Source organism: Methylobacterium sp. Leaf100, from assembly GCF_001422845.1.
Taxonomy (GTDB): Bacteria; Pseudomonadota; Alphaproteobacteria; order Rhizobiales; family Beijerinckiaceae; genus Methylobacterium.
Map to the genome: position 1 here is coordinate 22,708 of NZ_LMMW01000061.1, position 23,560 is coordinate 46,267.

Annotated in this window: 25 protein-coding genes and 1 tRNA gene; 16 read left to right on the forward strand and 10 right to left on the reverse strand. The window is 70.3% G+C overall.

Features of this window, described 5'->3' with window-relative positions:
- Window positions 1-62: 62 nt before the first annotated feature.
- Window positions 63-593: a RecX family transcriptional regulator gene (locus tag ASF25_RS18715; RefSeq protein WP_056265241.1), complete on the reverse strand. Its 531-nt coding sequence runs from the start codon at window positions 591-593 to the stop codon at window positions 63-65.
- Between the two features lie 278 nt (window positions 594-871).
- On the opposite strand from ASF25_RS18715, the gene ASF25_RS18720 reads away from it, so the two are divergent.
- Complete coding sequence (locus ASF25_RS18720; protein ID WP_056265018.1) at window positions 872-2,302, forward strand: TAXI family TRAP transporter solute-binding subunit; 1,431 nt, start codon at window positions 872-874, stop codon at window positions 2,300-2,302.
- A gap of 66 nt (window positions 2,303-2,368) precedes the next feature.
- Here ASF25_RS18720 and ASF25_RS18725 read toward each other — a convergent pair whose 3' ends face one another.
- Window positions 2,369-2,614 carry a hypothetical protein gene (locus ASF25_RS18725; protein ID WP_056306431.1) on the reverse strand — a complete coding sequence of 82 codons (246 nt, stop codon included), beginning with the start codon at window positions 2,612-2,614 and terminating at the stop codon, window positions 2,369-2,371.
- Between the two features lie 117 nt (window positions 2,615-2,731).
- Between ASF25_RS18725 and ASF25_RS18730 the strand changes: the two genes are divergently transcribed.
- The gene (locus ASF25_RS18730) at window positions 2,732-3,277 is read left to right on the forward strand and encodes a PAS domain-containing protein (protein ID WP_056306432.1); all 546 of its coding nucleotides are present in this window, start codon (window positions 2,732-2,734) and stop codon (window positions 3,275-3,277) included.
- 85 nt (window positions 3,278-3,362) lie between these two features.
- On the opposite strand, the gene ASF25_RS18735 is transcribed toward ASF25_RS18730, so the two are convergent.
- The 5 genes from ASF25_RS18735 to ASF25_RS18755 form a co-directional block, all read right to left on the reverse strand.
- Window positions 3,363-4,775: a carbohydrate porin gene (locus tag ASF25_RS18735; RefSeq protein WP_244473111.1), complete on the reverse strand. Its 1,413-nt coding sequence runs from the start codon at window positions 4,773-4,775 to the stop codon at window positions 3,363-3,365.
- Between the two features lie 148 nt (window positions 4,776-4,923).
- Complete coding sequence (locus ASF25_RS18740; protein ID WP_056306434.1) at window positions 4,924-6,231, reverse strand: Gfo/Idh/MocA family oxidoreductase; 1,308 nt, start codon at window positions 6,229-6,231, stop codon at window positions 4,924-4,926.
- Between the two features lie 92 nt (window positions 6,232-6,323).
- Window positions 6,324-6,692: a hypothetical protein gene (locus ASF25_RS18745; protein ID WP_156369072.1), complete on the reverse strand. Its 369-nt coding sequence runs from the start codon at window positions 6,690-6,692 to the stop codon at window positions 6,324-6,326.
- A gap of 84 nt (window positions 6,693-6,776) precedes the next feature.
- On the reverse strand, window positions 6,777-7,541 hold the full coding sequence (locus ASF25_RS18750; protein ID WP_056165954.1) for a phosphatase PAP2 family protein: 765 nt from the start codon (window positions 7,539-7,541) through the stop codon (window positions 6,777-6,779).
- A gap of 22 nt (window positions 7,542-7,563) precedes the next feature.
- A complete protein-coding gene (locus ASF25_RS18755; RefSeq protein ID WP_056306436.1) occupies window positions 7,564-8,094 on the reverse strand; it encodes a 2'-5' RNA ligase family protein in 531 nt (176 codons plus the stop codon).
- Between the two features lie 81 nt (window positions 8,095-8,175).
- Here ASF25_RS18755 and ASF25_RS18760 point away from each other — a divergent pair, with 81 nt between their 5' ends.
- The 7 genes from ASF25_RS18760 to ASF25_RS18790 all read left to right on the forward strand — a co-directional run bounded on the left by ASF25_RS18760 (window position 8,176) and on the right by ASF25_RS18790 (window position 13,411).
- On the forward strand, window positions 8,176-9,108 hold the full coding sequence (locus ASF25_RS18760) for a hypothetical protein (RefSeq protein ID WP_056165948.1): 933 nt from the start codon (window positions 8,176-8,178) through the stop codon (window positions 9,106-9,108).
- A gap of 76 nt (window positions 9,109-9,184) precedes the next feature.
- Window positions 9,185-9,658 carry a hypothetical protein gene (locus ASF25_RS18765; RefSeq protein WP_056306437.1) on the forward strand — a complete coding sequence of 158 codons (474 nt, stop codon included), beginning with the start codon at window positions 9,185-9,187 and terminating at the stop codon, window positions 9,656-9,658.
- Window positions 9,659-9,773: 115 nt separating this feature from the next.
- Window positions 9,774-10,667, forward strand: coding sequence for a thioredoxin (gene trxA / locus ASF25_RS18770; protein WP_056306438.1), 894 nt, complete (start codon window positions 9,774-9,776; stop codon window positions 10,665-10,667).
- A 79-nt stretch (window positions 10,668-10,746) separates the two neighbouring features.
- The gene (locus tag ASF25_RS18775; RefSeq protein WP_056306439.1) at window positions 10,747-11,415 is read left to right on the forward strand and encodes an LON peptidase substrate-binding domain-containing protein; all 669 of its coding nucleotides are present in this window, start codon (window positions 10,747-10,749) and stop codon (window positions 11,413-11,415) included.
- A 25-nt stretch (window positions 11,416-11,440) separates the two neighbouring features.
- Window positions 11,441-11,647: a Trm112 family protein gene (locus ASF25_RS18780; RefSeq protein ID WP_056165938.1), complete on the forward strand. Its 207-nt coding sequence runs from the start codon at window positions 11,441-11,443 to the stop codon at window positions 11,645-11,647.
- A gap of 97 nt (window positions 11,648-11,744) precedes the next feature.
- Window positions 11,745-12,740, forward strand: coding sequence for an asparaginase (locus ASF25_RS18785; protein ID WP_156369084.1), 996 nt, complete (start codon window positions 11,745-11,747; stop codon window positions 12,738-12,740).
- A 278-nt stretch (window positions 12,741-13,018) separates the two neighbouring features.
- Entirely contained in the window at window positions 13,019-13,411 is a 393-nt protein-coding gene (locus tag ASF25_RS18790) for a hypothetical protein (RefSeq protein WP_056165932.1), read from the forward strand.
- A gap of 3 nt (window positions 13,412-13,414) precedes the next feature.
- Here ASF25_RS18790 and ASF25_RS18795 read toward each other — a convergent pair whose 3' ends face one another.
- Together ASF25_RS18795 and ASF25_RS18800 are read right to left on the reverse strand one after the other, a co-directional pair.
- Window positions 13,415-13,774: an STAS/SEC14 domain-containing protein gene (locus ASF25_RS18795; protein ID WP_056166902.1), complete on the reverse strand. Its 360-nt coding sequence runs from the start codon at window positions 13,772-13,774 to the stop codon at window positions 13,415-13,417.
- A gap of 54 nt (window positions 13,775-13,828) precedes the next feature.
- Window positions 13,829-16,120 carry a primosomal protein N' gene (locus tag ASF25_RS18800; protein WP_056306440.1) on the reverse strand — a complete coding sequence of 764 codons (2,292 nt, stop codon included), beginning with the start codon at window positions 16,118-16,120 and terminating at the stop codon, window positions 13,829-13,831.
- 132 nt (window positions 16,121-16,252) lie between these two features.
- Between ASF25_RS18800 and ASF25_RS18805 the strand changes: the two genes are divergently transcribed.
- The 5 genes from ASF25_RS18805 (at window position 16,253) to ASF25_RS18825 (ending at window position 21,175) form a co-directional block, all read left to right on the forward strand.
- Window positions 16,253-16,966, forward strand: coding sequence for an alpha/beta fold hydrolase (locus tag ASF25_RS18805; RefSeq protein ID WP_056306441.1), 714 nt, complete (start codon window positions 16,253-16,255; stop codon window positions 16,964-16,966).
- The gene (locus tag ASF25_RS18810; protein WP_056306442.1) at window positions 16,963-18,024 is read left to right on the forward strand and encodes an ABC transporter ATP-binding protein; all 1,062 of its coding nucleotides are present in this window, start codon (window positions 16,963-16,965) and stop codon (window positions 18,022-18,024) included. The genes ASF25_RS18805 and ASF25_RS18810 overlap by 4 nt, the downstream gene beginning before the upstream one ends.
- 150 nt (window positions 18,025-18,174) lie before the next feature.
- On the forward strand, window positions 18,175-19,197 hold the full coding sequence (locus tag ASF25_RS18815) for an extracellular solute-binding protein (RefSeq protein WP_056306443.1): 1,023 nt from the start codon (window positions 18,175-18,177) through the stop codon (window positions 19,195-19,197).
- Window positions 19,198-19,222: 25 nt separating this feature from the next.
- Window positions 19,223-20,947, forward strand: coding sequence for an iron ABC transporter permease (locus tag ASF25_RS18820; protein ID WP_082502943.1), 1,725 nt, complete (start codon window positions 19,223-19,225; stop codon window positions 20,945-20,947).
- Window positions 20,948-21,100: 153 nt separating this feature from the next.
- Window positions 21,101-21,175: transfer RNA gene (locus tag ASF25_RS18825), tRNA-Val, on the forward strand.
- Between the two features lie 145 nt (window positions 21,176-21,320).
- Here the strand turns inward: ASF25_RS18825 and ASF25_RS18830 are convergent.
- Window positions 21,321-22,028 carry an HAD family hydrolase gene (locus ASF25_RS18830; RefSeq protein ID WP_056306444.1) on the reverse strand — a complete coding sequence of 236 codons (708 nt, stop codon included), beginning with the start codon at window positions 22,026-22,028 and terminating at the stop codon, window positions 21,321-21,323.
- Window positions 22,029-22,213: 185 nt separating this feature from the next.
- Between ASF25_RS18830 and ASF25_RS18835 the strand changes: the two genes are divergently transcribed.
- Together ASF25_RS18835 and rpiA are read left to right on the forward strand one after the other, a co-directional pair.
- A complete protein-coding gene (locus ASF25_RS18835) occupies window positions 22,214-22,705 on the forward strand; it encodes a hypothetical protein (protein ID WP_082478766.1) in 492 nt (163 codons plus the stop codon).
- Window positions 22,706-22,847: 142 nt separating this feature from the next.
- Window positions 22,848-23,558 (forward strand): ribose-5-phosphate isomerase RpiA, encoded by a 711-nt coding sequence (rpiA, locus tag ASF25_RS18840; protein WP_056306445.1) that lies wholly within the window; start codon window positions 22,848-22,850, stop codon window positions 23,556-23,558.
- Window positions 23,559-23,560: the final 2 nt, after the last annotated feature.

Genomic DNA, 23,560 nt, shown 5'->3' on the forward strand with positions numbered 1-23,560 from the left:
CGGTTCGTTCAATTTTTTCTTCGACGAAACACGATCGTGTGCGCTGCCGGATCGTCGCAGCCTCAGGAATCCGCGTCCGGCTCCAGCTCCGCCTCGACGATGCGGCGAGCGAGTCCGTAGGGGAAGCCCGCCCGGGCCATGGCGGCGAGATCGCGGTCGCGGTGGGCCTCGCGGGTGCCGGGCCGGCGCCAGGGTCCGAGCCGCCGGCGCTTGGCATAGGCGTTGGCGGCGGCCTCCTCGGTGTCGGTCCCCTCGGCTTCGGCCTCGTCGCGCTCCGCCGCCATGGCCTCGTCGACGAGGCCGCGCGGCACCCCCTTGGCGGCGAGCTTGGCCGAGAGGGCTCGGGCCGAAGTGCCGCGTCGGCGCAGGGCCGCCATCCGGCCGGCGGTGAAGCGAGCATCGTCGACGAGGCCGGCGCTGACGGCCCGGGCGACCACGGCGTCGATGGTCTCGGCGTGGACGGAGGGGTCCTCGTCGCGCAGACGGCAGCGCTTGTCCACCCGCCGCTGGAGAGTCCGCCGCAGCATCGCCACCGAAGCGCTGTAGCGCTCGAGGTAATGCAGGGCGGCCCGTTCCAGATAGGCCGCGCTCACGGGCCGGGTCGGCTTGACGACCGCCGGCGTGTCCCGGCTCGACCTGTCGAAAGGCGACGTTCCTTTCATGGAAGGCTTGTCATGGAAGGTTTGCTCTCAAAAAGGGCCTGCTCTCAAAAAAGGCTCGCTTCCCAGGGAAGGGGTTGCCCCTCCCCGGCTTGGGATTTGCAACGTTTGAGGCATTCATCGGTTCTTTACGCTTCGGACAGGTTTCCGGTTCAGACTCCCAATAAGGATCCGACCCGGATCGCAAGGATGGACGAGGGCTCGAGCATGCTATGCCGGCATTCCTCCTGAGACGCGAATGGCTCCTCGTCGTGCTGGCCCTCGGCCTCGCGGCCCTGGCCGGAGCGGTGGTGTACCTGTCGCGTCCGACGACGCTCACCGTGGCCGTCGGTCCGCGTGACGGTGCCGAGGCGAACCTGCTCCAGACCTACGCCCGTGCGCTGGCCCGTGGCCACGAGGATGTCCGCCTCAAGGTCATCCCCTATGACGACGTGCGCGATTCCGCCGAAGCCCTCCAGCGCAGCGAGGCCGACCTCGCAGTGGTGCGCCCGGACGTACTGCTGCCCGAGAATGGCCTGACCCTGGCGATCCTGCACGACGAGGCGCTGCTCATCGTCGCCCCCGCGGCGGCGGCCATCGAGAGCTTTCCCGATTTGTCGCGCAAGCGCCTCGGCATTGTCGAACGGCATCAGGCCGACGTGCCGTTCGTGACCAATCTGCTCGGCTTCTACGACTTCACCGCGGAGCCGATCGGCGACGCCGGACCGGACAGGGTCATGGGCCCCGCCCGCGTCGCCCTGGTGCCGTTGAAGCCGGCGGACGTGACGAGCGCCCTGCAGGAGGGTCGCGTCGACGCCGTCGCGGTGATCGCCGCCCCAGCGTCGAAGGCCGCCATCTCCACCGTACGGGCGGTCGAGGCGGCCGCGGCGGACAAGCAGGTGACGTTCGTCTCGGTGCCCGACGGCGAGGCCATCATCCAACGGATGCCCGAACTGCAATCCGTGACGATCCCGGCCGGCACCTTCGGCGGGCGTCCGAAGCGCCCGGAGGAGGACGTGAAGACCGTCGGGGCGTCCTACCGGTTGATGGCTCGGGGTAGCATCAGCCGCATCACCGTCGCCTCCGTCACCCAGCACCTGTTCGAGTGGCGCTCGAAGCTCGCCCCGCAAGCCCCCATCGCCAAGCTGATGAAGGCCCCGGATTTCGATTCGAGCGTCGCCGCCACCAGCGCGCGCCTGCCGAACCATCCGGGCGCGGTGGACTATTTCGAGCGCGAGCAGCAGACCCTGTTCGAGCGCTACGAGGATTACATCTACCTCCTCGCCTTCTTCGGCGGCACCATCGGCTCGGGTATCGCCTGGCTCGGTCAGCGCCTCGCCCGTGAGCAGCGCGAGCGCATCGATGTGGTGCTGGATCGGCTCCTCGATCTCCTGCGCGAGGTGCGGTCGGCGCGCACGCGGGAAGACCTCGACGGTCTCGTGCTCGAGACCGACAGCCTGGTGGCCGACGTGGTCCAGCACGCCCGGGCCCGCAACATCGACACCCGGACGATCAGCGCCCTGATCCTCGCCATCGACGCCGTCCATGCCGCGGTCAACGATGCGCGACGTACCCTGGAAGGGCGCGAGCCGGACGCCGCGCGGACGGCGGCCCGCACCCGCACGGCCCGCCTGCTGGCGCTCAACACCCCGGCGGCCGAGTAGGTACGACCCAGGGCCTGCGGCTGAGCCGTCTCCAAGGATGACGCCGCAACCATTGCACGGACATCCCTACGGCTCTTCGCCCTCCGCCAGGGCGCGCAGGAGGGCGAGGGCCCGGCGGCGGCGCTCCGGCGTTTCGATCTGAAACCACAACCGCAAGCATTCGTTCGCCTCCGCGGCACTGCTCTGTGCCGTGGTATCCGCGTAGAAATACTCCGTCGGGACGTTGAGTGCGTCGGCGATCTGCCCGACGCGCGCACGAATTCTCTCGTCCCGATCCGCCCGGCGCTGTTTCTCGACCATAAGTCGCACCATGGAACCATTGTGATGGACGACGCCATCTATCAAAAGACATAACCGCGCGGGCCGCAGGCCCGCGATCGCATACGCGATACATCCGCGATGATGCTGAATTGAGGCAGGAGCCGCTCAGTGATCTTCGCGATTGATCCGGTTGGCGCATTGAGCCATGTCAGCCCGGAATGGACCAAACTCACGGGCCAGCCCATCGCCGCCGCCCTGAACGAGGGCTGGCTGTCGTGCCTCCACGACCATGACCGTCCGATCGTCAGGCGGGTCCTGGTGCAGGCGGTCGAGACGGCGTCCGAGTTCTGCATCCAGTTCCGCCTGCGCTCCACGGATGGTGGCGTACGCTGGATCGGCGCCGGCGGTGTTCCCTCGTTCGGCCCGCCGGGCCGCACGTTTCTGGGCTACCTCGGGTCGATGACTGAATTGTCGTTGGACGGGGCGGAGACACCGGCGGCGTTCGGCAACATAGGCCGTTTCGTGCCCCCGCCGCCGCACCCGATGACCACGACGAGCGACCACCTCGAAACCATCGCCGACCATCTCCTCATCGCCAACGCGCTCATCGAGAACGACGGCGCGAAGGCGGCCCTCCCGGGCCTGCGCGAGGCCCTGTACGAGGTGGGGCGGGCCTTGGCCAAGAAGGTCGAGGCGGAACGCAGGCCCAACTGATCCGTCGCGGGCGCGGACGAACGGGAAATCCGACCGGCCATCGGGTTCGCTCCGAAAACCGGCGCCCCCTTCAGGACCGATACCCCTAATATCGGATCGTCGTCCGCAGGCCGAACACCGCAGCGTTGCGGATGCGCCCGGCATCGGGATCGCGCGGGTTGGCGATGCCGCCGCTCGGCCGGAAGATGTACTGCACATCCGGCTGCACGGTCACGCCGGGGCCGAGGACCGCCTGATAGGTCGCCTCCAGCACCGCCTCGCTGCTGCGGCGCGGACCCGGGGCACCGGTGGCCAGGATCGTATCGGTGTCGAAGGCCCGTGCCGTGCGCGACACCCGTGAGAGCGCGAAGGCGATGCCGACGGTGTCGTCGGAGCGTCCCGGCACCAATCCCTTGTAGGCGATGCCGGCATCGACATAGAGGTCGATGAGGTTTCGGTCCGAGGGCCCGCCGGCCACGCGAACGAACACGCTGGCGCCGTCGTTGGGGTCGTCGGGTTCCCGGTAGATCGTCTGGTCGATGATGCCGTAGAGGCCGCTGTCGCCCCGGAACCGGCGGGCGATGCCGGTGCTGTCGGGTGAGGCCAGGGGAACGCGGTTCCCGTCGAAGCGCAGGCTGTCGAAGCGCCCGAAATGGTGCCAGCCGCCGAGCGTCACGGTTCCGGCCTCGCCGGTGCTGCCGGGTTCGATGTTGTAGGCGTAGGCGGCCTCGGCGATGACGAGGGCGGGGTCGTTGGTGCGAAAGTTGGTGCCGGTGCGGTTGCGCCGCTGCGGGTCGGGATCGGCGCCGGAGCGGGCGGGACCGGCCGGATCGCCGTCGAACACGCCGACCTGCAGCGAGAAATTCGCGTTGGGCACGACTTTCGCCCGGACGCCCGGGACCGCCAGGGGATAGATCGGGCCGCCGCTCGGGATCACCACGGCCATGTTGTTGGGCCAGCCGAAGGTGGAATTGACGAACACGGTGCCGGTCTGGGTCACGGCGAATTCCGTGTCGGCGGCGAGTTGCCCGAACCGCAGCGAGAACCGGTCGTCGAACAGCTTCTGCTCGAGGGAGAGTTCGTAGACGCGCGAGGACGGCAGGGCCTCGATGCCGCTGACCGTGATGATGTTGTCGAGGGTGCCGCGCGACAGGCCCGCACCGTGGATCTGGAACAGGTTGGTGTGCAGGAGCGCCCCCTGCCAGCCGACGAGGGGCCCGAGATCGACATCGATCTCGAGGTCGAGGAGGCCTTCGAGGATCGCGCGCCGCCGCAATCCCCCGGTCGCATTGCCCAGGCCTTCGCCGATGTAGGTCAGGCTGTAGGTGATGCCGCGGGTCTTGAGGAAGGCCCGCAGGCCGAACGGATCGCCGGAGGGACCGAGCTGATCCTCGATGGACGTGTCGAGGTTCGCCGAGGGCCGGGACGAGGTGACCGACTGCGCGACCGAGGTCTGCGGATCGCCGCCGGCCCCCCGGGACGACCCGATGGCGATGGGTTCGGCCGCGATTCGCGCCAGCTCCTCGGCCGGGCTCTGTGCCTGGGCGCCGCGAAGGCTCGCGAGACCGAGCAGGCAGAGGGCGAGGCGAAGGCGGGAGATGGGCGATCTTTCGGGTCGGTGTTCGAAACCGACCCTACCCTGCTTTCATGACGATCCGGAGGGCTCCTCAGCCGGCGTCGTCGAGTTCCGGGCCACGCGTGACATCGAGGCCGCCAGCGCTTCCCGGGGGAGGCCCGACGGTGACGGGACGACCCGATCGCGCAGCTTCGTAGATCGCCTCCATGAGGACGTGGTCCTGCAGGCCCTCCTCGCCGGGGGTACGCGGGCGCCGGTCCTCGAGGATGCACCGGGCCATGTGGTCGATCTCGAGGGCGAACTGGTTCTTCGCCGTCAGCATCCGCGAATCCTGCGATTCCACGGCGCCGTCCGGGTGCGACACCACGAGGTGCTGGCCGCGATACGCGAAGGCGTTGCGCAGGTCGATGTCGGCCCGTTCCGTATGGAGCTGGAGCCGGCGCGACTCGTGGATGCCGTAGCCGGTCATGCATTGGGCGATGAGGCCGGAGGGAAACCGCAAGGTGAACGAGACGGTCTCCTCCACCTCGGCGAACTTCGGATCGCCCGGTGGGGAATAGACGCTCGCCTCCACCGAGACCGGCTCCTCGCCGGTCAGCGCCCGCACGCCGTTGAGGCAGTAGAGACCGATATCCGGCAAGGCCCCCCCACCCGCCAGGGCTTTGCGCAGGCGCCACTGCTCGGGCAGTCCCGTGGTCTGCCCGTTGAAGGCCTGGATCAGGCGCGGCTTGCCGAACTCGCCGGAGCGGGCGAGGCGCGTCACCTCACGGTTGTAGGGCTCGTACTGGCAGCGATAGGCGATCATGAGCTTGAGGTTGGCCTTGGCGCAGGCCTCGATCATCTCGCGTGCCTCGGCCGAGGAATTCGCCATCGGCTTCTCGCACAGCACGTGCTTGCCCGCCTTCGCGGCGGCCACGACGTGATCGCGGTGCAGGCCGTTGGGCGTGACGATGTAGACGGCCCTCACGTTCGGGTTCTGCGCCAGGCGCTCCCACCCGTCGTAGCCGTAGACCGCATCGGCCGGTACGCCGTACTGTTCGGCGACGAGGCGGGCCTTGGCTGGCGTGCCCGACATCACGGCCGCGAGGCGCGCGCGTTTCGTCTCCCCGAAGGCCGGCAGGATTTCCTCTAGGCTGAGGCGCCCGAGGCCGACCACGGCGAAGCCCACCCGCTGAGCCGGGGGGAGGGGCGCGGGCGGCGGTGGCGGCACCCGATCGCCGGCGCCGCGCCAGTTCGGAAACATCACCTTGCCGCCCTGCACCGCGCCCGTATCGGCTGGCACGGATGGACCGGGCAGCCCTTGCGCAGCCCCGGTGCCGAGGCCGAGGGCCGCGCCCGTGACCGTCAGGCCGCCGGCGCGCAGAAGGTTTCGTCGGGAAACGGGAAAGTCTTCGCTCATGAATTCACGCCGCTGAAAGCCTCGGACAGGTCGATGACTGTCCGGGAACGCCATGCGGCAGCGCGTGTTCCTGCGTGTGGATGTTTCGGCGGTCAGTCGTCCAGGCCGGCGGCGGCGAGGCGTCCCCGCAAGCCGGAATTCTCCGCCCGGACCGCACGCAGCTCCCGCACCAGATCAAGGGGAACCGTGACGCCGGCGGACTTCTCGGGCGCGAAGCTGATCCCCATGGCGTCGCCCTCGCGCCAGACGAGATGCGCCGTCCGGGTCTCGCGCCGGACGTCGATGGTGACCGGGAAGGTGGCGGGCACCGGCACGGCCGCGCTCACGATGAGCTTCGCTCCCTCCGGACCGACGTTGCGCACGAGGCAGGTGGTAATCGATTCACCGGGGCCGACCTGAAGGCTGGCACCGAGGAGGCTTCGCTGGCGCGGGTCCCGTCGGCGTTCTCGGGGTTCGGTCAAGCGGATCTCCATGGGTTGCGCGACCATACAACCACAACCGCGCCACAATTGATGCGTGCCCTCGTCGCCGTTCCGTCCGCAGCGTTAACGGGGTGCCGACGCCGTGCCCGGAGCCTCGACCTCGCCGCGGCGCTGGAGTTGCAGGGCGATGAACCAGCACAGGGCTGCCCAGGCCGCGCCGACGCACCAGCCGGCGAGCACGTCGCTCGGCCAGTGGACGCCGAGATAGACCCGGCTGAAGCCGACGAGCAGGGTCATGGACACGCCGACCAGCATCACCAGCACCTTGACGCCGCGCTGGCGATCGACCCGGGCGACGAGGGCCGCGAGGGTGAGGTAGGCGATGGCCGACATCATCGCGTGGCCGCTCGGAAAACTCGCGGTGAACACCTCCATGCCGTGGGGCACGAGGTCCGGCCGGGGCCGGTGGTAGAACAGCTTCAGCACCGTGGAGGCGAGCTCGCCCCCGCCGATGGCGGCGACCACGAAGACGGCGATCCGGCGCCGCCCGGTCATGGCGAGGTAGGCCACGGCCGCCACCGTGACGAACACGATGGTGAAGATGCTGCCCAGTCCCGTGATGTCCCGCATGGTCTCCTCGAGCCAGCGCGGCCCGATGGGGTCGGAGAGATCAGCCGGATTGCGCAGGGACAGCAGGATCTTGCGGTCGAGGGCCGCGGTGGAGCCCTCGCCGACCTCGCTCGCCAGGGCGAAGAAACCGTAGCCGAGCAGGCTCACGGCCAGGAGCGCCACGACGGCCCCGACCTCGTTGAGGCGCAGCGCCAGCCGCAGGGCGTTGGCCCGGCCGATCAACGGGTCGATGCGCCCGAAGGCCGTGAGGGATTTCATCGCGCCGTCGTCCTGTGCTGGCTCACCGGTTCTCTCCAAACGCGAAGGCGGCGCGGCGTTCCCACGGACCGCCGAGATAGCGCCATAGCACGAGGCCCGGCGCCGTGAAGGTGAAGGGCGCGAAGGCGGCCTCGCGCTCGGCCAGCAGCGCGCGGGCGACACCGGCAGTCACCTTGTTCTGGATGGTCACGTGCGGGCGCCAGCCCTGGGCATCCTGGGCGGTGAGGACGGACGCGAACTCATGGGCGAGGCGTCCCCGGAACGCGGAGAGGCCGGGCGCATCGAGCCCATAGGCGACCCCGCGCCCGAGGAAGCGCAGTCCCGTCACGGCCACCTCCGGCGGCGCCTGCGTCCGGGCGAGGGCCGCCACCGTCTCGGTGATGCCCGCCTCGTCGAGCCCGGGCAGGTGATGGAACAGGGTGACGTGGGCCGGGATGTGGTTGAGGGCGGCGGGGAAATGCCGTCGGCGCAGGCCGTCGAAATGCGCGAAGGTCTGCGCATCCATCTCCAGGGTCAGGATCAGGGGATCGGACGTGGCGGGGGTTCGCGTCATGGAAACGGCAGATGGCGCAGGCCTAGCCCCGGGTCCAGGGCCTCCCTGTTCAGCGGCCCCTTCGGCGTCTAAGGACCGCGCATGCGGCGAAAACACCGGGAGATCGTTCATGTGGGCCGGGACGGCTGGCTCTTCCTGATCGGGGGCAGCAACGGCGTGCTCGCGCAGTACCGCGCGACCCCGTCGCGCTGGTGGCGCCTGCGCGCCTGGGCGAAGCTCATCGAAGCGCGCGCCGCCCGGGCGCGCTCCCTCGGTATCCGCTACGTCCACACCCTCGTGCCGGAGAAGCTGTCCGTCTACGACGACCGCACGGACGGGCTCGGGTTCGATCCGAAGCGCTCGCCGGCCCGGCGCTTGGCCGAGCGGCTGCGAAACGACGCGGCGTTCGTCGATCTGCTCGGGCCGATGCGGGCGGCCCGCGATGGCCCTGTGCCACTCTACTACCGCACGGACACCCACTGGAACTACGACGGCTGCCTCTTCGCCTATCGCACCCTGCTGCGCGCCTGCGGTGCGGTGCCGCCGCCCGATCTTTTCGACCGGCCGCGCTTCGAGACGACCCGGGTGCGCGATCTCGGCGACAAGCTTCCGGGCCTGCCCGAGGAGACGGCGAGCCACGGGGTCATCGACCGCGACGCGCGGCGCCACTACGCCAGTCCCCTGGTGGAGGCCTACGAGGCGGCGGGACGCGCCCCCGATCTGCATGTCGGCGCCCACGTGATCTATCGCAACGACACCCCCGGCGCGGACCCGCGCACGGTGGTGCTGTTCGGCGATTCCTACGCCCATTTCGCGCCGATCATGCTGACGGGCCTCCTCGCCGAGACGTTTCGCGAGGTGCATTTCGTGTGGTCGTCGAGCCTCGACTGGGGCTACGTCGAATCCGTGCGACCGGACCTGCTGCTGTTCGAGATGGCAGAGCGCTTCCTCACCCGCGTGCCGGACGATGCCTTCGACATCCGTGCCTTCCAGAAGGAGGCACCGCCGGGGCAAGCGGCACCGCAGGCCGCCTGACGGACCGTTCGTGGTGGCGAGGTCCTCTCGACCCATCGCCCCTCGACAGATCGGGACGCCACCATACATCTGCCCCATGACGCACTTTCCGATCTTCCGACTCGCCCTCGTCCTCGCACCCGTCCTGCTCGCCGGCCCCGCCCTGGCGCAGACGGCGGTCAAGCTCGAAGGCCGCTGCGAGAAACTCGTGATCGCCGGGCAGGACCTGACCTCGACGTGCAAGGGCACGCTGATGAACACGGTCTCGCGCAGCCGCACGAGCTTCGACTTCGCGGCCGAGGGACGCGCCCTCAGCTTCAGCGGCAACGGTGCCCAGCAGGAGCGCACGGAAGAGACCGATCCCCTCCAGCCCATCAACCTCGTGATCCCGAGCGAGACGACGAAGGACGGTGTGGTCCAGGGGCCCCTCGTGGCGGTGGGCGCCTGTTCGTTCAGCATGCCGACGCCGGGCAAGACCGCGATCACCTGCGAGGCCAACGCCGCCAAGGGCGCCTACGCGGGCACCTTCGTCACCGACACCAAAGCGCCCCCCGGCGCCCCGGCACAGTAGGACGCGCTCGGGACTGGTTCCGGCACCCGCGCGCGACCATCTCTTGACGGACGGGCGTCCGGATGGACAGACCCGGCTCACGACCGAACATCCCAGACGACGTTTCGAGGAACCGATGCTGAACGACGCGCCCCAGGCGGGCGAACCGACCAAGGACGTGACCACGGCGAGCTTCCGCCAGGACGTCGTCGCCGAATCCATGCAGCAGCCCGTGCTGGTGGATTTCTGGGCGCCCTGGTGCGGCCCCTGCAAGCAGCTCGCCCCCGTGCTGGAGAAGGTGGTCCAGGCCTCGGCTGGGGCCGTGAAGCTCGTCAAGATGAACATCGACGAGCACCCCTCCATCGCCGGCCAGCTCGGCATCCAGTCGATCCCCGCCGTCATCGCCTTCGACAAGGGCCAGCCGGTGGACGGCTTCATGGGCGCCGTGCCCGAGGCCCAAATCAAGGAGTTCATCGAGCGCCTGGCCGGCCCGGCAGGCCCCTCCCCCATCGAGGAGGCCCTGGCCGAGGCCGACGCGATGCTGGGTGTCGGGGACACCGCCGGCGCCGCCCAGCTCTATGCCGCCGTCCTCACCGAGGACCCCGGCAACGTCACCGCCATCGCGGCCCTGGCCAAGCTCCAGCTCGACCTCGGCGCCATCGACAAGGCGAAGGAAGTCCTCGCCCTGGCGCCGGCCGACAAGGCGACCGACCCGGCGCTGGTGGGGGTTCGGGCGGCCGTGGAACTCGCCGAGAAGGCCGCCGAACTCGGCGATCTCGGCGCCTTCCAGAGCCGCATCGACGCCGACCCCAACGATCATCAAGCCCGGTTCGACCTCGCGCTCGGCCTCAACGGCCTCAACAAGCGCGACGAGGCCGTGGATCAGCTCATCGAGATCGAGCGGCGGGACCGGACCTGGAACGAGGGCGCGGCGCGCAAGCAGCTGCTCACCTTCTTCGAGGCCTGGGGCCTGATGGACAAGGCCTCGATCCGGGGCCGGCGCCGATTGTCGACCCTGGTCTTCGCGTGAGGCCGACACTCGGCATCGAGCCAAGGTTTCGCGTGAGGCCGGATTTTCGCGTAAGGCAACGAACCGACGGGGCGACGCGATGAGCACGCATGCGGGCTATAAGGGACCGGGCGACTGCCCCGGGGTGATCCCGGTGTTTCCCCTGCCAGGCGCCTTGTTGCTGCCCCGCGGGCAGATGCCGCTCAACATCTTCGAGCCGCGCTACCTCGCGATGGTGGACGACGCCCTGCGCACGGACCGGATCATCGGCATGATTCAGCCCGACATCGAGAGCGGGACATCGCCGATGACGCCGAAGCTGTTCCGGGTCGGCTGCGCCGGACGCATCACCCAGTTCGCCGAAACGGGCGACGGGCGCTACCTCATCTCGCTCACGGGCATCGCCCGGTTCCGGGTGGAGAGCGAGATGGCCGTGGCCTCCCGCTACCGCCGCTGTCAGGTGTCCTACGACGATTTTGCCGCCGATTTCGAACCCCGTGCCGGTGAGGACGCGGTGGACCGCGAGGGCGTCCTCAAGGCTCTCAAGGATTTCGTCGAGGTCAACGACCTCAAGGTCGATTGGGCCGGGATCGAGGAGGCGCCCAACGAGGCGCTGGTCAACGCGCTCTGTATGATGAGCCCGTTCGGCGCCCGCGAGAAGCAGGCGATGCTGGAAGCGCCCGACCTCAAGACACGCGCCGAGGTCTTGATCGCCGTGACCGAAATGGAGTTGGTGCGGGGCTCGGGCTCCGAGCCCACCCTTCAGTGACCGTTTCCATCGAGGATGAACGCCCATGGCCGATGACACCCAGAGCCCGGTCGAGGCGACCCGCGTCGACCCGAAGCTCCTCGAACTCCTGGTCTGTCCCCTGACCAAGGACACGCTGGATTACGACTTCGCCCGGCAGGAGCTGATCAGCCGATCGGCCAAGCTCGCCTACCCGATCCGCGACGGCATCCCGATCATGCTGCCCGAAGAGGCGCGGCCCCTGACCGACTGACCCCTCCCCTTCCTCGAAGCCCGGGCGTGCCATGACGAAACCTGCTTTCCTCCGTCGCGCCGTCCTGGCTCTCCTCGCCTGGACCTTGACCGCCAGCATGACCGCCACAGCCGCCGAGCGCCCCCTCGTCGCCATCGTCGCAACCGGCGGCACCATCGCGATGAAGAACGATCCGGCGACCGGGGCGCCGGTGCCGGCCCTGTCGGGAGCCGACCTCGTCGGCGCCGTGCCGAAACTCGGCGAGATCGCCCGGATCGAGGTGACCGAGTTCAGCAACGTCCCGAGCGACTACATGGGCCCGGAGCTCTGGCCCGGCCTGTCCGCCAAGGTGGACGAACTGCTCGCCCGGCCCGACATCGTCGGCGCCGTGGTCCTGCACGGCACCGACACCCTCGACCAGACCGCCTACTTCCTCGACCTCACCCTGCGCAGCACCAAGCCGGTGGTGATGGTGGGGGCCCAGCGGAACGCCTCGGATGCCGACGCGGACGGCAGCCGCAACCTCCTCAACGCCGTCCGGCAGATCCTGTCGCCGGACGCCGTCGACATGGGCGTCACGGTGACCCTCAACCACCGCATCAATGCCGCCCGCGAGGTGCGCAAGACCCATACGAGCAACGTCGAGACCTTCAACTCGGGCGATGCCGGCACCCTCGGCTACGTCGACGAGGACAGGGTGATCTTTTCGCGCAAGTCCCTGCGCCGCCAGACCTTGGCGATCCCCGAGCGCATGCCGCGCATCGATCTCGTGTCGATGTATGCGGGGGCGGACGGCACGCAGGTGCGTCAATCGGCCGATGGCGGCGCCGAGGCCATCGTGGTGGAGGCCTACGGCTTCGGCAACGTGAATGCGGCGATGCACGACGCGATCCAGTACGCCATCGCCAAGGGCGTGCCGGTGATCGTAGCGACCAAGGTCTACAACGGCCGGGCCCTGCCGGTGTACGGCTTCAAGGGTGGCGGCAACACCCTGCTCAAGGCCGGGGCGGTCTTCGCCGACGACCTGACCCCCGACAAGGCCCGGGTGCTCGCTCTTCTGGCGGTGCCCCTGACCAAAGACCGGGCCGCACTGCAAGCGTATTACAACCGCTGACCGTACCCCCGACGGCATCGGCGTGAGGCAGTGCCGAACCATCAACCGGCTCGCCCCCTCGCCCCCCCCCAAATACCGCCAAGGTAACTCGCCGTCCCGCGCCAGTCATCGTGGGTTCAGGCCGCGTGTGACATGTCTCTCACCTTGAAACGGCACAGTCCGTCATAATCCTGCCGCTTGCGTGCGTATCCTACGATCACTCTCGATTGATCGTCTGCTTGGAACCCCCGCGCCAACCGCGGCCGGGGCTGGCCGAGCCTTTCGCCAAAGGATGACGCATGACCAGACTCGTCGCACTGTTGACCCTCGGGACCGGCCTTGTCGCCCTCGCGCCGCTGCCCGGTCAGGCCCGTGAGGCCGGCAACTTCAACGGTGCGTGGTCCGTGGATCTGGTGACCGAATCCGGCATGGTCTGCGACAGCCGCTACAGCTACTCCGTCTCGGTGCAGGAAGGCCAGGTCCGCCTCGTCTCGGGGCAGAACGCCAGCATGAGCGGCCGTGTCGGACCGGACGGGACCGTCGGCCTCAGCGTCACCAACGGCACCGCCACGGGTGCGGTCTCGGGCCGGCTTCAGGCGAGCTCCGGCGGCGGCACCTGGAAGGTTTCCTCCCTGTGCTCCGGCCGCTGGACGGCGCGGCGTCACACGACGCGCACCGCCCAGGCGGATTGATCTTTAGTTGCCGGCGAGCCAGGTGCGCGCCTCGTCGATATGGGCGCGGTCGAAGGTCTTGATCGTGGCCGGAGAAACCTTGCCGAAGGTGTCGGCGATCATGCGCAGCCAAGACGCGTCGGTGACCAGCGCCACATGGCTGACGCCCTTCATCATGGCGAGGCCGAAACGCGGGTCTTTGAAGAACGCCGCCGGCTCCATGCCCTTGAACTCACGGATATCCTCGAGAAGCTTGAGCTTGCCGCCCTTGTCGAGGTCCGCCTGCATGGCGGTGATGACGGTGTTCATGTCCGCATCGGTGATCTGGCCGTCGACCACGATCTCGGCGACGTTCGAATCCGGCTTCTTCGTATAGGTCAGCACGTGCAGTACTCCTTGAGGGGTCGAGGGCGACCCCGAGAGAACGTCGAACCCGCGTTATAGGAAACTCTGCGGGTCTACGTCGATGGCGACCTTCACGTTGCCGCGGACCTTGGGCCCGCGCGCGATCCAGTCGCGCAGGTAACTCTGCAGATCGACGGACCGTTCGGTCTTCACGAGTAGGCGGAAGCGATAGCGGCCGCGAATTAGGGCGAGCGGCGCCTCGGCCGGTCCCAGCACCATCACGCCATCGGGCGGTTCGGATGCCCGCGCCAGGGCCTGCCCGTGGGCTTCGGCCACCTCGCGCTCGTTGGCCGAGACGATGAGGGCGGCGAGACGCCCGAAGGGCGGCAGGCCGGCGGCCTCGCGGGCGGCGATCTCCTCCTCGTAGAACCGCGCCGCATCCCCCGACAGCAGGGCCGCGATCACCGGATGCTCCGGCTGGAAGGTCTGGACCAGGGCGCGCCCCGGCTTCTCCCCGCGCCCGGCCCGGCCGGTGACCTGCTGGAGCAGCTGGAAGGTGCGCTCGGCCGCGCGCGGGTCGCCCGAGGTCAGGCCGATATCGGCATCGAGTACGCCCACCAGGGTGAGGTGCGGGAAATTGTGGCCCTTGGCCACGAGCTGCGTGCCGATGACGATGTCGCAGCCACCCTCGGCCACAGTCTGGAGTTCGGCGCGCAACCGTTCGGCCCCACCGGGAAAATCGCTCGACAGGACGATGATGCGCTTGTCGGGAAACAGGGCCGTGACCTCCTCGGCGATGCGCTCGACGCCGGGGCCGCAGGGGGTGAGGTTGTCGAAGGTGCCGCATTCCGAGCAGGAATCCGGGCGGCGCTCGGCGTAGCCGCATTGATGGCACACGAGCGCCTTGCGGAAGCGATGCTCCACCAGCCAGGTCGAGCAGTTGCGGCACTGGTAGCGGTGGCCGCAGGCCCGGCACAGGGTGAGGGGCGCGTAGCCCCGGCGGTTGAGGAACAGCAGAGCCTGGTCGCCCGCGGCCACGGTCTCGCGCACAGCGGCGATGAGGGCGGGCGCGATGAAGCTACCGCGCTCGGGCTTGTCGGAGCGCATGTCGATGGCGGCGATGTCGGGCAGGCGCCGGCCACCGAAGCGTTCGGGCAGGACGATGTGGCGGTAGCGCCCGCGCTCGGCGTTGACCCGCGTCTCGATGGAGGGCGTGGCCGAGGCCAGCACCACGGGACAGTTCTCGATGCGCCCGCGCACCACCGCCATGTCGCGGGCGTGGTAATGCACCCCGTCCTCCTGCTTGTAGGCGGCCTCGTGCTCCTCGTCGACGACGACGATCCCGAGTTTGGCGAACGGCAGGAACAGGGCCGAGCGGGCGCCGACCACCACGGCGATCTCGCCGGCCGCCACCCCGGCGCGGATGCGCTCACGGCGTTTCCCCCCGATGCCCGAATGCCAGGTGGCCGGACGCACGCCGAAGCGCTCGGCGAACCGGTCGAGGAACTGCGCCGTCAGCGCGATCTCGGGCATCAGGATGAGGGCCTGGCGCCCGCGCCGGACGCAATCGGCCACGGCCTCGAAGTACACCTCGGTCTTGCCCGAGCCGGTGACGCCTTCGAGGAGGATGGTCGGCGCGCGGAAGGTCTCGTCGCCCACACCCATCGTAAGTCCGCGGCGCGTTTCGACAGTCGGGACGGGCTCCCTCTCCTGGAAGGAGAGGTTTGGGGTGAGGTGTGGGGACCCGTGCTCGTCCCCGGGCGGAGACGCCGGGTTCATCATCGCGATCAGCTCGCGCACGGCCTCACCTTGCGCCTCCGACAGGGGCACCCGGGCGTGGTCCGGGTCGGGCGGCAGAGCCACGGGCTCGGGCGCGAGGGCCGTCGCTTCCAGGGCGCCGTCGTCGATGAGGCCGTCGACGACGCTGAGGGAGACGCCGGCCTCCTTGGCGAGCGCGCTCTTGCCCCGCATGATTCCGTCGGCGGCCACTGCCAGCACCTTCAAGCGCGCCGCCGTCGGGCGGGCGGGCGGCTTGCCGGAGGCGCGCACGCCGATGCGGACGGTCTCGCTCTGCGCGGCCTCGTCCGGCAGACGCAGGGCCATGGCGAGGGCCGAGCCCTTGGGCGCCAGGGTGTAGCGGGCGAGCCAGTCGACGAGTTCGCGCAACGGACCGGACAGGGGCGGCACGTCGAGACGGCCCGTCACCGGGCGCAGGTTCGAGCCCGACGGACTCTGGCGCACGCCCCAGACCACGCCCACGGTCTCGCGGGGGCCGAGGGGAATCTGCACCACGTCGCCCACCGTCAGGGTGAGGCCGGCGGGCACCGCGTAGCTGTAGGCGCTGTCGAGCGCCAGCGGGATCAGGATCTCGGCGACGCTGGGCATCGGCGCGGGCTGTGCTGGAACATACCCGGAATATAAGCATGATCCGGCGATTGCGCGACTGGCATGCCTCGACCATTCCATCGTCCGACCACCCGACGAATCCGCCGCCCGACGCCGTGCCGTGAGACCCCGATGCGCCATCCAGAGCCAGGGACGATCCCGGAGACCGCCGCGCCGGAAGGCGTCCTGCTCCTGCACGGCATCGGACGCCGGGCCGCGTCCCTGGCCCGGATGGAGCGCGCCTTCCAGGCACAGGGCTATGCGACGCTCAACCTCGACTATCCGGCCCGCACGGCCGCCCTCGTGGACCTCGCGGCGCGCGTCGCCCCGACCGTTGCGGCCTTCGCCGCGCGGGTCGCCCGCCTGCACGTCGTCACCCATTCCATGGGCGGCCTCGTCGCCCGCGCGCTCCTGACCCGCCATCGTCCGGACAATCTCGGACGCGTGGTGATGCTGGCGCCGCCCAACGGCGGGAGCGAGGTCGCCGACCGCCTCCACGGCATGGCCGCCTACCGGCGTTTCTTCGGCCCGGCCGGCGCAGAATTGACGACGCGGCGGGACGCGTCCCTGACGGCGCTCCTCGGGACCGTCGACTATCCCCTGGGCGTCATCGCGGGGGACCGCACGCTCTACCCCGTCGAGTCCTGGCTGATGCTGCCCCGCCCCAATGACGGGCGGGTGAGCGTCCACCGCACCCGCGTGGCCGGAATGAGCGCCCACGTGACCCTCCACACGACCCACGGCCTGATGATGTGGAACGGCCGCGTCATCGGGCAGGCCTTGCACTTCGTCCGGAACGGGCGATTTCTCGTCCCCGACGCGAGGACGCCCGAAGGATGCCCATGACCCAGTCCGACCCAGGCCGCGGCATCCCACCCCGCCTCGAACTCCGGGATGTCGGCCTGCGCTTCGGGGCCGTGCGCGCCCTCGACGGCATCGATCTCGCCGTGCGGCCCGGCGAGATCGTCGCCCTGCTGGGCGATTCCGGCTGCGGCAAGAGCACGCTGCTTCGCGCCATCGCCGGGCTGGAGCAGCCCGAGCGGGGCACGATCCGCCTTGATGGCGCCGATGTGGGAGACGTGCCGGCCGAGGCCCGCGGCGTCGGGTTGATGTTCCAGGACTACGCCCTGTTCCCGCACCTGACGGCCGCCGAGAACGTGCGGTTCGGCCTCCACGCCCAGCCCGGCAAGGCGGCCCGCGCCATCGCGACGGCGCGCCTGGAGCAGGTTGGCCTCGCCCACCGCGCGGCGAGCTATCCCGGCACCCTGTCGGGCGGCGAGAGCCAGCGGGTGGCGCTGGCCCGCGCCCTGGCCCCCGGGCCGCGCATCCTGCTCCTCGACGAACCGTTCTCGAACCTCGACCGGCGCACCCGGGACCGGGTCCGCGCCGATACCCTCGCCCTCCTGCGCGAGACCGGCACCACGGCGATCCTGGTGACCCACGATCCGGAAGAAGCCCTGGGGTTCGCCGATCGCATCGCCCTGATGCGGGGCGGGCGCATCGTCCAGGTGGGCACGGGGGACGACCTCTATCGCCGACCCGCATCGCGCTTCGCCGCGCGCTTCTTCGGGGACCTCGTCGAGGTTCCGGGTACCTGCCGCGACGGCTCCGTGGCCACGCCCTTCGGCCGCTGCCCGGCGCCGGACCTGTCCGAGGGCAGCCCCGTCGTCGCCTGCTGGCGCCCGGAGGCGATCCATCTCGGGCGGGCGGGAGTCGGCGTGCCCGGCCGGATCGCCGCCCGGCGCTTCCTCGGTGCCGCCGCCTGGCTCACGGTCGAGGCCGAGGGCTTTGCCGATCCGCTGGCCCTTCCGGTATCCGGCACCGACGGGCGCCGGCCGGGCGAGGCCGTGGGGCTGGCCTGCGACGAGGGACAGGCTTTTCTTTTTGCAGGGAGCCCGGATTAAAACCCTGAGCTTGGGTTTTTCCAGCACAGCGCCTGCAGAGACCGGAGAACTCTAGTTTTTAACTGTTTTAAATCAAAGACATCGTGCTTGCCTTTTGAGTCGCGATCCGTCTGAACCTCGTCCCGCAATAGTCTGGAGAGGGACGGGATCATGGTCGGTGCGGTCAAGCGGTTCGCTGTGGCGGGTCTCGTCGCGTGGGCGGCCCTCGGGTCGGCGCGGGCGGCGGAGGTCAACCTCTACACCACCCGCGAACCCGGTCTGATCAAGCCGTTGCTGGACGCCTACACGGCCCGCACGGGAACCACCGTCAACACGGTGTTCGTGGAGAAGGGCCTCGCCGAGCGCGTGGCGGCCGAAGGCGCGCGCGGTAAGGCCGACGTGCTGATGACCGTCGACATCGGCAACCTCATCGAACTCGTGGACCGCGACCTCGCGCAGCCCGTGCGCTCGCCCGCCCTGGAGGCGGCGATCCCGCCGGCCCTGCGGGATGCGGACGGGCGCTGGTTCGCCCTCTCCATGCGCGCGCGTGTGGCCTACGCAGCCAAGGACCTGAAGGACACCAAGGGCCTCACCTACGAGTCCCTCGCCGATCCGAGCTGGAAGGGCGGCCTGTGCCTGCGCTCCGGCCAGCACCCCTACAACACGGCCCTCGTCGCCCATTATCTCGTCCGGCACGGGGCCGAAGCGACGGAGACCTGGCTCAAGGGCGTGAAGGCCAACCTCGCCCGCAAGCCCGCCGGCGGCGACCGGGATGTGGCCCGCGACATCCTCGCCGACACCTGCAAGATCGGGCTGGCGAACTCCTACTATGTCGGCCTGATGCGCTCGGGCAAAGGCGGCCCGGAGCAGAAGGCCTGGGGCGACGGCATCGCCGTGCTGATGCCGGCGTTCCTCGGCGGCGGCACCCACGTCAACGTCTCGGGCGCCGTGGTGGCGAAGTCCGCGCCGAACCGCGACGAGGCGGTCAAGCTCCTCGAATACCTCGTCTCCGACGAGGCGCAGGGGCTCTACGCGCAGGGCAACTACGAGTACCCGGTCAAGGCCGGCGCCCCCGTCGACCCCCTGCTCGCGGCTTTGGGACCCCTGACCATCGACACGACGCCGCTCGCCGAGATCGCCCGCAACCGCAAGGCGGCGAGCCTGCTCCTCGACAAGGTCGGCTTCGACAACTGATCGGGCAATCCTTGGTCAAGCAGCCATGAAAGGGGCCGCGCCGGCGATCGACGTCGGGGCATTGGCGGTGCCAAGCCCCACCGGACGGGTGGCGCGGGCGTGGCCCCGGACCCTCGGCTGGGCCGCGGCCGCCCTGGCGCTGGCCGCCCTGGTCCTCAGCCCCATCGCGTCCCTCGTCCTCGCGGCGGCCCGGGGCGACGGCACCCTGTGGCCGCACCTCCTCGCCCACGTGCTGCCTCGGGCCCTGGTCGATACCGGCCTGCTGCTCGCCGGCGTCGGCATCCTCGTGGTGGTGCTCGGCACAGGTGCGGCCTGGCTCGTCTCGGCCTACGCCTTCCCCGGGCGGCGCTGGCTCGAAGCCGGCCTGCTCCTGCCCATGGCGGTGCCGACCTACATCGTCGCTTACGCCTATCTCGACCTCATGCACCCGATCGGCCCGGTGCAGACGGCCCTGCGGGAATGGCTCGGCTACGCCCGCCCCCGCGACTTCGTCCTGCCGGAACTGCGCTCCCTGCCGGGCTGCATCCTGCTCCTCGGCTTCGTGCTCTACCCCTACGTCTATCTGCCGACCCGCGCCCTGTTCCTCATGCAGGCGGCCAACCTCATCGAGGCCGGGCGGATGCTCGGGCGCCCCCCCGCCTCGGTGTTCCTGCGCGTCGCCCTGCCGCTGGCGCGCCCGGCCATCGCGCTCGGCGCCAGCCTCGCCCTCATGGAGGCGTTGAACGACATCGGTGCGGCCGAGTTCCTCGGCGTCCGCACCCTGACGGTACAGGTCTACGCCACCTGGGTGAACCGCTCCGATCTGCCCGGCGCCGCCCAGATCGCCCTGGTGATGCTGGTCGCCGTCCTGGGCCTCGTGGCGATCGAGCGCTGGGCCCGGCGGGGACGGGGGTTCGCCGGCACCGCCCAGCGCCCGCGCGACCTCGCTCGCCGGCCCCTCCGCGGCTGGCGCGGCTGGGCGGCCCTCGCGCTCGGCCTCGTGCCGGTCACCCTCGGCTTCGTGATTCCGGCGAGCTATCTCGTCCACGCGGCCGTGGCGCGGGTCGCCCGCACCGGCTGGCCCGCAACCATCCTGCCGGAGATCGGCAACACCGTGCTGTACGCGAGCCTCGCCACGGGGCTCGCCGCCGGCATCGGATTCCTCGTCGCGGCCGCCCCCCGCCTGCTGCCCGGCCGCCTCGGGCGCGGCATGGTCCGGCTGACGGGCCTCGGCTACGCCCTGCCGGGCGCCATCCTGGCCATCGGGCTGCTCGGCCCCCTGGCCCTGGCCGACACGATCCTGTCGGAGGGGCTGACGCGCCTGTTCGGCGCCGCCCCCGCCCTCATCGGCCTCGGCACCGGCGGCGCCCTGGTGATCGCCTACCTCATCCGCTTCCTCGCCGTCAGCGTCGGCACCTGCGAGGCCGGGCTCGGCCGCATCCCGCGCAGCCTGCCCGACGCCGGGCGGATGCTGGGGCGCGGACCCGCCGCGACCCTCGCCCGGGTGCAGTGGCCCCTGGCCTGGCCGGCGGTGCTCAGTGGAGCACTCCTCGTCTTCGTCGATTGCGTGAAGGAACTGCCCGCGACCCTTCTCCTGCGCCCCCTCAACGTGGAGACCCTGGCGACCCACCTCTACGGCGAGGCCGCGCGCGGCACCTACGAGGACGGCACGGTCGCGGCCCTCCTCATCGTCCTCGTCGGCCTCGTGCCCGTCATCGTCCTGATGCGCCTCGGCACCCGGCGCGAGGTCGCCGTGGCGGCCCGTCCGTGAAAACCTCACCCGGTGAAATTCCCGCCTTGACGGGCCGGGGGGCCGCGCCCTAGAACGCCCTCGGTTCCGGCGGCATCGCCCACGGAACGCCGTTCGCTTCGACCCTTGGTCTGCTCGCGAGAGCCGACCACGCGAACTGGCAAGAATGGCAGCGGGCGGTTGGCTCAGCGGTAGAGCGTCCCCTTCACACGGGGAAGGTCACAGGTTCGATCCCTGTACCGCCCACCATTTCCTCCATCGAAAACACACCATACACCAGATTTCGCCGCCATGCCGTGCGTGATCGGCTGTCCGGGCCGGATCCATCTCGGGTCCTCATCCCGAGGCGGCCCCTCGGGATGAACAGGTTTGGCTGGGGCCATTCGGGCTCGGATTATCCCCGCGCCGCCGGCACAAGCGCCTCCACGGCCGCCACCAGCTCATCGAAATGCGCGATCACCCGGTCAGGGCCGAAGGCCTCGACGGGCAGGTCGGTGTAGCCGAACGGCACCGCGATCACCGGGATGCCGGCGGCCTTGGCCGCGTCGATGTCCGCGCGCGAATCGCCCACCATCACCGCACGGGCGGGGTCCCCGCCCGCGCGTTCGATGGTGAGGGTGATATGGCGCGGGTCCGGCTTGTAATGCGCGAACGTGTCCCGGCCGCAGATGGCGGAGAAGCGCCCCGACACCCCGAGGAGTTCGAGGAGCGTGAGGGCGTGGGCCTTGACCTTGTTGGTGCACACGGCGAGGGTGAAGCCCCGGGCCGCGAGGGTGTCGAGGGCCTCCGTCACGCCCGGGAACAGGTGGGAATGGTCGCACAGGTGGCGGCCGTAATGATCGAGGAACGCCACGAACAGGGCTTCCAGGCGGTCGTCGTCGAGGTCCGTGCCGGATGCCTCGAACCCGCGCCGGATCAACGCCTTGGCGCCGGCGCCGATCATGTCGCGGGCCTGCGCGAGGTCGAGGGTCTTCAGGCCCTCCTGCGCCAGGATGGCGTTGAGGGTTCCGACGAGGTCGCCCGCCGTCTCGGCCAGGGTGCCGTCGAGGTCGAACACCGCGATGGGCGGCAGGCTGGACGGGGATCGGCTCGGCGCGGACATGGGCTGGCTTTCTGCGAGGGCTCGGCGTTGGAGATCGGGGCCAAGCGCTATCGGGGCCGCGCGGCAGGGGCAAGACGCCCGCGCGGATGTGCGGTTTGGGCAAGACGCTGGCGCGGGGCCACGGTTGCGCCGCAAGGCGGCGCTAACGCTCGCGCGATCCTCAAAACCGAGACATCGGGACACCCATGCGTCTGACCCACATGCGTCTGACCCAACAGGCCTCACACCTTTTCCGCGCGGTGGGGCTGCTGGCCCTCCTGACGACGACGGCCTGGGCGAGCTCCTACGAGTTCGTGCCCGCGCCGCAGATCGACCTCAACCGGGTCTACCGGGTCGACAAGGTCACGGGCGAAGTCACCTCGTGCCAGTACGGCCTGCGCGAGGGCGCGGTCGGCAGCGTCGGCCTCACCGTGTGCTACGGCGCCGGCGAGGGTGCGAGCGCCCAGGCGCCTTCCGAATACGGCCTCGTCGCCTCCCGCCACACCCGCGAGGCGGGGGTGTTCCGGGTCAATTATCGCACGGGCGAGATGAGCATCTGCTACGTCCAGCTCCAAAAGGAGGCCGTGGTCTGCACGGCGCAGGCCAATCCCACCGGACCGGAGGAAGCGGCGAGCCCCGTCCCCGGCCGGGCGAGCCCGAGCGTGACGCCCCCCCAAGGTGGTTCCGCGCGCCCTTGATCGCGCTCGTCCGCGTCGCGTTTGACGGCGCGGTCAGCCGTGCTAGGGCCTGCCGACGCCCGAAGCCCCGAGCCCGTTCCATGCGCCCTGCCGTCCCGAGCCGTCCCGTCGCCGCCGAACGACCGGCCCCCGGACGTTCGGCATGAGCGGGTCCGACCTGCGGCGCGCCGCCGCCGAGCGGGCCGTCGCCCTCGTGACGGACGGGATGCGCTTGGGGATCGGCACCGGCAGCACCGCCAACGCATTCATCGAGCTGCTCGGCGTCCGCGTCCGCGCCGGCCTCGACGTCGTCGGCGTGCCGACCTCCGAGGCGACGCGGGTCGCGGCGGAGGCCGCCGGCATCCGGCTCGCCACCCTCGAGGAGCTGCCGGAGCTCGATCTCACCATCGACGGGGCCGACGAGATCGACGGGCACATGCGCCTGATCAAGGGCGGCGGCGCCGCCCTCCTGCGCGAGAAGATCGTCGCCTTCGCGAGCCGCCGCATGGTGGTGATCGCCGACGCGGCCAAGCGCGTCGCGACCCTCGGCGCCTTCCCGCTGCCCATCGAGGTCAACCCGTTCGGCCTCGGCGCCACGCGGCGCGCGGTGGAGGCGGCCGTCGCGGCCGCCGGTTGCGCGGGCGCGATCGTCCTGCGCACGGGCGCGGACGGGGCACCGCTCCGCACCGATGGCGGCCATCACATCCTCGACGCGCATCTCGAGCGCATCCCCGATCCCGAGGCCCTCTCGGCCGCCCTGTGGGCGGTGCCCGGCGTGGTCGAGCACGGCCTGTTCCTCGGCCTCGCCACGGGGGCGATCCTGGCCGAGGCGCGGGACGGGACGGCGCACGTGACCTGCCTCGGCGCCGTCTGACC